The organism is Oleiphilus sp. HI0117 (assembly GCF_001635235.1).
Genome location: NZ_LWGA01000424.1, coordinates 1 through 9,310 on the forward strand (window position 1 = coordinate 1; position 9,310 = coordinate 9,310).

Genomic DNA, 9,310 nt, shown 5'->3' on the forward strand with positions numbered 1-9,310 from the left:
TTCTCGAGGAAGGCTTCACCAGCTTTCATGATGTTGTGAGCAAAAAGCTCGACGGCTTTTTCTTCCTGATGAATATCCAGCGACAAGCCATTCATCAAAGCATCGTTGTGATAAGTTTCGACAAAATCGAGCGCGATTCTAAAGTAGGTCGCTTTAATTGAGCGGAATGTTTCAGTGTTAAAGGTCTTGCCGTGAGTTGCCAGTTTTCTAAATAAGGCCTTTGAGATATCGATCGACATCTTGGATAAGCCTCCCTGATCATTTTCAGCTGACAAGTCCTGGTGTTTGTGGTCGTAAACATCGGCAATGTCTACCTGGCACAGCCTATTGTTGGCGTAGTTGCGGTGCATCTCAGAAAGCACACCTATTTCCAAACCCCAGTCGCTGGGAATGCGAATGTCGTTAAGCACATCTTTACGGAAGGAAAACTCACCGGCGAGTGGGTAACGAAAGCTATCCATAAATTGTAGATACTCTAATTCGCCATAGACTTTCTTTAAGGCTCGTAATAGCGGCGTTACCAGCAAACGGCTAACGCGGCCATTTATTTTGCCTTCAGCAACGCGAGCATAGAAACCTTTACAGAACTCATAGTTGAAGCGAGGGTTGGCAACCGGGTAGATCAGTCTTGCTAATAGTTCTCTGTCATAGGTAACAATGTCGCAATCGTGCAGAGCGACTGATTCAGATCGGTCAGACGCTAGCGTGTAGCCCATGCAGTACCAAACATTTCGTCCTTTTCCTAACTCTTTTGGTGCCAGGTTTAAGGCTTGTAATTCAGCATCAATCGCTTTGAGTCGTGGACCTTCATTCCAGAGGACGCGGTGATGTTGCGGTAATTGGCCAAAGAACTTTAAAGCGTGCCGGTACTGCGCCTCGTTAGCTCGATCTAAGCCAATAACGATTTCTGATAGATAGTCGGCACCTTCGAGGTGGCTGACGATCTTGGGTAGTGCCTCACCTTCGAGTTCGGAGAAAAGAGATGGAAGAATCAAGGACATGGGGCGTTGTTTACTAAAGCCCCTTAACTCATCTTCCAAATCATCCAGAGGGCGACGTGATAGGTTGTGTAGGGTGGTGACAATGCCGTTTTGATAGAAATCAGCCATAATGATTTTCTCTCTAACTGTAGATAATGTTGTTTACGCCTTGGGCCCAGCCTTTCGGGCCACAATGCTCGCTAACTTGGTAGCCACTAGTACGGGCTAAACTTGGTGGAGCGTGAGCTGGAGAGCGGATAATGAGCGCTCTATCAGCAAGCTCCAACATGGCGACATCATTAAGACTATCGCCAATTGCGAGTGTTTTTAAGTCGCAGGGAATGGAAAAATTAATGAACTGTTTGACCAGCCAAGATAAGGCTCGGCCTTTATCGTGATCTCCGTTCAAGCATAGGAAACGCCCTCCTTGAAGAACGGTGCCTCCCTTATTTTCCAGATAAGTAATGAAGGATTGCTTATCGGAATGATTGCCTAGCCATTGAATTGGCTCACTGTACTCGCGCTCATTCGCTTGCTTGGCTTGCTCGACGCTAAGCCCTGTTAGCTCGGCAAGCGCTTGCTCGCTCATCGCTGCAAAATGGTTAAATTGCTGCGGAAAATCCTTTTTGGCTTGTTCGAGAATACCGAGCCAGTGTTGACGTGTTTCTGATAAGCCATAAACCCAGTATCCGTTTTGCTCGTAGCAAGCTTCTGGTTTACAGGGAAAATAGTCCGTAGGGATCAAGACAGCAGCGCCATTTTCAACAATAAACGGTTGCTGGTTTTTGATTGCTTTTCTGAGCTTGAGCACCTCGGTACGAGTTTTACTGGTGGCAAAAATAACAGGAATATGATCTGCCTTTAGTTTCCCCAGCAAGGCTTTGGCTTCGGCATATTGATAGCTTTCATGGTCTAGTAAGGAGCCATCTAAATCAGTAAATATTAACCATTGCTTCATATTGATTCTCCTTTACTCTATTCTCTTCAATCAAGAGTTTAACTAACTTTGTCCTAGAGTTTAAATGTCTAAACCTCTAGGCATAAGGTGCTTTACAACCTTTCGTGAATTGTCCAGATTCAGTACGTGATGGCAGTGCTCAGGAAGGCAATCTAAACTATGTCTAGTCAGGCGCTCATAGTGCTGAATAAATGTTTCGACTTCCTCAGGGCTCATGATTTTGCTGTGTGTTTGATCCGTATCAAAAGAGCTTTTCTGACGAAGTTTCTCTTCTTGTTCCAGTCGCCACTGATATACACAGTCGAAGCTTGGCGCTTGTAACATGATCAAGCAATCAATTTGATTCCATAAAGACGGATAGTGGCTTGAGAGTTGATCGTTGACATATTGTCGCCAAGTGCCACTTTCGTCTTGTGTTGATTCAAGTTTGTTGATTGCTTCTTTAAGTCGCTCCTCAGCTTGAGCGGGGATCCCCAGACACCAGCCTTCCAAAATAATTATATCTAAAGGTGCTTCTACTTTTGGCCAGCTGCATTCTGGAAAGCGATCATCGGTAGCTTTATCGAATCGAGGTATAGAGATCTCTTGGTTGTGACTTTTTAGTGCATGCAGTGTATTCAGGGCCAAATTTAGGTCGTGGGTGCCGGGCACGCCTCGTGTTTTAAGCATGGGGTGAATGTCGCGTGCCAAGTGCTGGCGTTGGTCGTGCGTAAGGTAAAAGTCGTCGATAGAGATGGATAGACTCTTTAAACCTTCGGCCTGGAACGACAGGGAAAGGTAGTCTGCCAAAGTAGTCTTTCCAGAGCCTTGGCAACCATTTAATCCAACAATTATGGTTTTTTGTGCACCTTTATGGTGCTTGATAATAGTCTTAACCAGCGGGTCAAACCAAATTGAGGCCTGAGTTAAATAGGACTCAGGTAGCTTGTTGCCCTTTATAAATGCCTGTTTGTCAGCTGTCTTCATGGTAGGGAGCCTATCACTACTCAATAATATAAGTGGGATAATGCATTAACCGTTCCGGTTTTTAAGTTACGGAAGAAGCTTTTGATTGGATCAGGGGGAGACAGCTTTAAATAAGGAACCATGCCTCCCTTAAAACGTCTGGGAGGCATGGGCTAACTTAGCGCCTAACGGAACAGATTTTCTTCATTAACCAATTCAATCGCATTCAACTGATGGTAAATACTATCATCGTAGGCACCATTTGAGATGATGCGTTGTCTGTGACGCTCAAAGATCTTGTTGTACTTCATTATGCGGCTGCCATAAGCAGACCAGGCTTGCTCTTTGGCTTGCTGAGGCCATGATTCGAGTTCAATTTGTGCAGTTTCTAGTTGAGAAACATGCGGGCCTCCCCAAATCATTGACATGGCGAGTGCTCCCATACCGTGCATATCGGGGTGATTCTTCATAGCTTCAATTTGCTGGGGAGTCATTGAGGCAAATGTTCCCATATGCTCCACACTGCGCTTAAGTGCTTTGTAGTAATCTTCCATTGCGTCTTCATCGTAGTTGTCGACGCTAATATTTACATTACGTGTTCTAACATTAACGACAGGTGCTGCAGCAACGACAGGGGTGACAACAGGTGCAGTGTATTGCTGAGTTGCTTGGGGCATTGGGTCGTCTTCACCACCGATCGTTAGACGACCACCTTTACCTAGTCCGCCTTTTACCGTTTGGGCTTTGTATACGCGAAGAGCCTTAACCATTTCATTGAAGGAGTCAGCGAAGGCTGCGGTAACAACCTTACCTTCAGGAGTCTTAGAAAATCCACCTACGCCGACAGCAGCACCGCCACCAAATAGGCCGCCAAGGAAACCGAAGTCATTGTTTTCAGCGCTACCATTTGCCGAAGAAACCTGAACACCAGAACGGTTTTCGATAAGCGTTAAATTGGTTTCGGCTTCATTTGAACTCATTTGACCGGCCGCAAGCTTGCCTAGTGATCCGAAACTGCCAAGTACTGCGCCAAACCCGCCGGTTTTTTCTGCAAACAAGACAGAGGGGCTAAGTGTAAAATCAGCTGCTACCATTTGACCGCCGCCAAAATTACTACCAGAGCGCAGTTGACCAGAATTCATTAGTTGACGTTCACGGTTCATTGCATTCATTGCCGCGCCACGTTCAACGATGACAAAACAGTTTGATTGCTGAATCATGAGTCTTAGGACCGGGACAGTACTTCCTAGTCTTGGATATTGCTGTTTGTAAGTTCCCCACCATGGTAGTGAGGTATCTTCAAAGATAGACAGTGTGCCGAGTGTTTCTTCACACTTTTCGAGTTCTGTGTTGTTATCTACGCTACTTTCACCAGCAGCACTGCCAGTAACGACACCGCTTCCGCCACCACCTAGGGAAGGCATGGTGCTACAAGCAGATAGCAAGATTGATGCGATAGTTATGGATATAACGCTTATTGATTTGATGGGGTTAATTCCGACTTCCTTTTAAATATTCGTGATAACAATATTCAATGTCACATTATGGTTTTACCAACTAACGAAACATTTCCCTCTCTGCTCTATCGAAAAATTACCCTAGGGGCATACTACTTCGTAGTGAGTACTACTCGGAAAAAGACTGCATCGAGCACTGCCTATTATCTTGGCGCTTTTTGAGGGTGATCGAAATATTCTATAGAGCAAAAGTTACAAAAAAATTTCCGTTGCTGTAAGTAACTTGCAATACTATATAACTGTATATTCAGTAGAAAAAAACTCTTAGGATAAACAAAGTACCTTTGCTGAACGTTTTTAGAGGGCTAAATTTATTGGAGAACTGTTATGTTAAAACTAGCAATTTTTCAGAAAGCGCCTTTACTGCTTAACCGACTATAAACAATTGATAAAGCAATCCGTTCCGTTGAAGACGCTGCTACGTAAGGAGCGAGGCTTGTCATACTTTCCGAAGCGATTATTCCAGGTTTACTATTCAATTTATGAAGGAATCTTAAAAAATATGGCAGACTTGCTATTGGCATCTGGCTCCAGTCGCCGGAGAGAACTATTAGAACAAATCGGTGTTCCTTATCATAGTGCATCAATGGATATCGATGAGTCAGTACTTGAAGGGGAATTGCCCGACGCTTATGTAAGGCGCTTGGCTAAAGAAAAAGCCTTAGCAGGTCTCAGCTTTAATCCTGAAAAGACAGTTTTAGCTGCAGATACGACCGTTACGATAGACGGCACGATTCTAGGCAAGCCAGATAATGAACGCGTAGCATTTGAAATGCTAAAGCGTTTATCAGGAACAAATCATCTAGTGCTAACGGGTATCGCTGTGGCGAAGTTATCTGAGGGGAAAGCGGTAATTGAAGCTGATGTTGTGACAACAGAAGTGTCGTTTATGAAGCTGAGTGATCAGCAAATTAGGCAATATATCGCAACGGGTGAACCAATGGATAAGGCAGGTGCATATGGCATACAAGGCAAAGCGGCATTGTTTGTTGAAGGGATTGTCGGAAGCTATAGCAATGTAGTGGGCTTGCCTCTGGCCGAAACAGGGAAGATCTTACAGGCCTTCGATGTGCCTATTTGGCAGGAATAAGGTAAAGGCCAGTAGCGCTGGTTTAGAAGAGTACGGGGCTTAAGTAGTTTGCAATTGATGCCAGCAATATACCTAATCCCGCGCCACACAATACATCTGTCGGATAGTGAAGGCCGAGTACCATTCTCGAGAGGGCAATTAGAATAGAGAAGGGTACCAATAATACAGCGAACTCTGGCAGGTGCCATAGCACAACAGTCGAGAAGCAGGCCGCGTGCATTGTGTGTCCAGAAGGAAAGCTGTATTGATCTAAAGGTGCGCAGCCTTTATAGACATCTTTTGAGCGGATAAATGGTCGTTCTCTTACTAGTTTCTTTTTAAGTTGCTTATAGATCAGTAGGCAAGCACCGCCCGCCGTTATCATCAACCCTGATAAAAGTAGACCTTCTTCACCATATAAGATTGGCAGGACAAGCGCGAGACTATACCAGAAAACACCATCCCCTAAGCGGCTGATTATTGCAAAGAAGGTGTTAACCGTTTTAGTGCGACAAAAATGATTAAGGTACAGGCAAGCTGCAATATCCCAGCTATTGAGCTTATTAAATGCTGTTGATGTTTTGAGAGGATTCATGTGTCTCATCTCCTAGCCTTAAGGGTGGCTTTTCGAGTAACTTTTTGACGAACTGATTGACGATATTGTTCCAGGTAATTGTTTGTGCCAATTGATAGGCATTTTCACGAATTTTTTCCAGCTCGGAAGAGCTTTCGATTGCTTCCAGAGTCAATTGAATGAAGGCTTCGTCATTGTCTAAATTTGCGATATATGCCGAATTGCCATGGCTTAAGTGTTCCTTCGCAGCGGCGTCATTAAATGCAACGATACCCAGCCTGCTTGCCATTGCTTCAGTCACAACATTACCAAAGGTGTCGGTTTTGCTTGGAAATAGAAAAAGGTCTGCTGAGGCATAATACTTGGCTAGCTCTTCACCCGTTTTCATTCCAACGAAACGGATGCCAGGGTGTTCACTTTCCAAGGTTTTTCTTAAGGGGCCATCACCAACGACGACGAAAACACAGTCCGGATGAGTGGCGGTGACGTTCTCATAGGCCTTGATAGCCAAGGCAATATTTTTTTCTCCTGCAACTCGGCCGACATAGAGGCAAACGACTTGCCCATCTGTCACATGCCATCTTTCACGAAGGCGAGAACAGCGTTTACTTGGTGTAAACCGCGAAGAATCGATTCCGCGACTGAGCACACTGACATTTTCAAACCCTTTTCGACTTAGCCATTCCTGCTGTTTTTTCGTAGGCACGATCGTTCCACGTGTCTGGTTGTGAAAATACCTCAGGAAGCCAAATATTAAAGGTTCGAGAAACCCTAGGCCGTAGTACTTACTGTAGGACTGGAAATTAGTATGGAAGCCGCTAAGTATAGGAATATTCAGTTTCTTAGCTGCACGAACAGCTGAAAGACCAAGGGGGCCTTCGGTCGCGACATAAATGGCAGAAGGTGGAGATTTCTTCCATAGACTTACTAGCTTCCTTTTACAAGGTAGGCCAAACTTGAGCTCCTTGTATCTCGGTATAGGAAGTCCGGCAACTGTATAGGTCTCGCATTGATCACTTTCCACTGAGGCATCATCAGGATTCTGCTTGGGTCTGATGATTTGAGTGTAGATACCCTTATTTTGAAGTCCTTCAACCCAGTACTTCAAGGTATTGGCAACGCCATTTACTTCAGGGTAGTAGGTTTCAGTAACAATGCTCACCTTGATTTTTGTCATATCAATACATACTTGGATTTGTACAATTTATGTACAAACTATTCATGTTTGAAGTGACAGTTTGGTGACAAAAGGATGATGGTTTGATGACTTAGGGGCTTTGCCAGAACAGTAGAGTTCTGGGTGTCGCCACAAAAGTACTTATTGAAACTATCTTAAGGGCGAATAAAGTGTGCCCGGTTATGCTTATTCCATCGGGCTTGCTAAGGAATCAAGTAATTCGTTGATCTCTCGTTTAAGTGAGTCATCTTCAATTTTATTGGCGCTAACTTTAGCGTTTTGCAGGTTTTTGATTGCTTCCTCAGTCTGGCCGAGCTCGACCTGCAAGGTCGCCATTGAGTATGCCACTGAAGACATATGGTCTTTTGAATTAATATCGACAGACTTCTTTAGGGCCTTTTCATAAATGGCTATCGCATCGCTTAAGTCTTCTGAAAAGTCAGCTAATGTTTCCCATTGAACAGGGTGATCCTTATCTGTATCTTCATTATCTAGACAGATCGCCTTGAGTTCAGAGTAGAGCGAATCAAAGGTTTCTTGGTCATCTTTTTTCGCTGCTGCCATTAGCTTTTCTGCAAGCCCGTGGACGGCTTTATATATCTTGGTGTTCATCATTTCTTTTTACCTTTGAGTCACGCTGCCTTAGGGTTTACTGTCTAATATTCCTGTTGAATCGAATTGCCATCAGGTGAAACGGCTTTAGCAGTGATTTCCACGTAGATAGTCATAATGTTATTCGCAACCAGTTCATCGATATGGCTCATCAAAGAGGGCAGCTGAATTTCCACAGCCGCTTCTTCTGATTGACCAAACTTACAATCAAAACCCCAATATTTAGTGCCAGAAGGTAGAGGCTTCTTACGTTCCTTTTTGAGAAACTTTCTGATGTCATGTTTTACTGAGTCGACAACGCGAGGCACTTTGATTTTTGGGTGAGCTAATTGATAAGTTTTTTTCATCGGAAGTCCTGCTTGGGTGAGCGCCGTTTGCGCTAGAGAGTTTAAACTGTGGGCAGTGTAATGTTTATGCCGACATTCTACCATGACTTTGACATTTAGCTTGGATTCCTGGGTGTGTGGCCTCCAGCTTAGGGCATACTCATCTTGTTGGGTGGGTAGAGCTTTTTTGAATGGCCATACTTGCAACTTTATTGATATATCGTCATTGATTGGCGATCTAGGTAGTTTATACTAGGCAGAATTTTATGAATTGAGTGCAGTCTGCTGAAAAATATCGCTGCGATAAGCAATTCACACCGAGCAAAATTGATTCCGGAAGCTTATTTCAAGGCTTCCATTTACAGACTTAGGAATAGTAATGGCCGCATTTGGAACCGTTTTCATGCCTAAAATGGCACTGGCAAGCTACGAAAACAATTCTTGGACCTCTTCAAGTATCATTTCATCCGATAAACTGGAATTACACCCGGGTGCCCATGTCTTGCATTATTCCAGTACATGCTTTGAAGGCTTGAAAGCATTTAAGCATAAAGATGGCAGCATTAATATTTTTCGTATGGATGCCAATGTTCAGCGTATGGCCCAGAGTACAGATTTATTATTCCTACCCGAAATTAACAAAGAACAATTAGGCGATATGATTAAAGAAATCGTCGGACTTTATGTAGAAGACGTACCTGAAGCGCCAGGTTCTATGTATATTCGTCCGACTCATATCGGCACGGAACCAAGCATTGGAAAAGCCGCGGTCTCTTCTGCGACGTCGCTTCTATATGTTTTGTTATCACCCGTAGGTGATTACTTTTCTGGTGGCGTTAAGCCCTTAAGGCTATTGCTAGAAGAAGACGGTATGCGTTGTGCTCCTCATATGGGAATGATTAAGAGTGGTGGTAACTATGCCAGTGCATTAGGCCCAATTGCTCGTGCACGCAACACTAACAATGCTGATCAAGTGCTTTTCTGCCCGAATGGTGATGTACAGGAAACCGGTGCAGCAAACTTCATTCTGATTGATGGAAACGAGATCATAACTAAGGCCTTGGATAGTTCTTTCTTACACGGCATTACTCGTGACTCAATATTAACGATTGCCCGCGATATGGGAATGACCGTGAGCGAACGTGATTTCAC

Annotated in this window: 10 protein-coding genes; 2 read left to right on the forward strand and 8 right to left on the reverse strand. The window is 44.2% G+C overall.

The window, feature by feature from the left end:
* The 4 genes from A3757_RS04965 to A3757_RS04980 form a co-directional block, all read right to left on the reverse strand.
* On the reverse strand, positions 1–1,109 hold a 1,109-nt coding region (locus A3757_RS04965), incomplete at its 3' end, for a glycosyl transferase (protein ID WP_068739252.1).
* Positions 1,110–1,122: 13 nt separating this feature from the next.
* The gene (locus tag A3757_RS04970; RefSeq protein WP_068509480.1) at positions 1,123–1,938 is read right to left on the reverse strand and encodes a mannosyl-3-phosphoglycerate phosphatase; all 816 of its coding nucleotides are present in this window, start codon (positions 1,936–1,938) and stop codon (positions 1,123–1,125) included.
* Positions 1,939–1,998: 60 nt separating this feature from the next.
* Positions 1,999–2,904, reverse strand: a complete 906-nt coding sequence (locus A3757_RS04975; RefSeq protein ID WP_068509477.1) for a hypothetical protein — start codon at positions 2,902–2,904, stop codon at positions 1,999–2,001.
* A 164-nt stretch (positions 2,905–3,068) separates the two neighbouring features.
* The gene (locus tag A3757_RS04980; protein ID WP_068509475.1) at positions 3,069–4,307 is read right to left on the reverse strand and encodes a CsgG/HfaB family protein; all 1,239 of its coding nucleotides are present in this window, start codon (positions 4,305–4,307) and stop codon (positions 3,069–3,071) included.
* A 595-nt stretch (positions 4,308–4,902) separates the two neighbouring features.
* On the opposite strand from A3757_RS04980, the gene A3757_RS04985 reads away from it, so the two are divergent.
* Positions 4,903–5,490: a nucleoside triphosphate pyrophosphatase gene (locus tag A3757_RS04985; protein WP_068509507.1), complete on the forward strand. Its 588-nt coding sequence runs from the start codon at positions 4,903–4,905 to the stop codon at positions 5,488–5,490.
* 22 nt (positions 5,491–5,512) lie between these two features.
* Here A3757_RS04985 and A3757_RS04990 read toward each other — a convergent pair whose 3' ends face one another.
* The 4 genes from A3757_RS04990 to A3757_RS05005 form a co-directional block, all read right to left on the reverse strand.
* Entirely contained in the window at positions 5,513–6,064 is a 552-nt protein-coding gene (locus tag A3757_RS04990) for a phosphatase PAP2 family protein (protein WP_068509473.1), read from the reverse strand.
* Entirely contained in the window at positions 6,033–7,220 is a 1,188-nt protein-coding gene (locus tag A3757_RS04995; RefSeq protein ID WP_068509471.1) for a glycosyltransferase family 1 protein, read from the reverse strand. The genes A3757_RS04990 and A3757_RS04995 overlap by 32 nt, the downstream gene beginning before the upstream one ends.
* A gap of 186 nt (positions 7,221–7,406) precedes the next feature.
* Positions 7,407–7,835 (reverse strand): tetratricopeptide repeat protein, encoded by a 429-nt coding sequence (locus A3757_RS05000; RefSeq protein WP_068509469.1) that lies wholly within the window; start codon positions 7,833–7,835, stop codon positions 7,407–7,409.
* A 41-nt stretch (positions 7,836–7,876) separates the two neighbouring features.
* Positions 7,877–8,179, reverse strand: a complete 303-nt coding sequence (locus A3757_RS05005) for a DUF6172 family protein (RefSeq protein WP_068509467.1) — start codon at positions 8,177–8,179, stop codon at positions 7,877–7,879.
* Positions 8,180–8,537: 358 nt separating this feature from the next.
* Here A3757_RS05005 and ilvE point away from each other — a divergent pair.
* Positions 8,538–9,310: branched-chain-amino-acid transaminase (gene ilvE / locus A3757_RS05010; protein WP_068739254.1), on the forward strand; the 773-nt coding region annotated here is incomplete at its 3' end.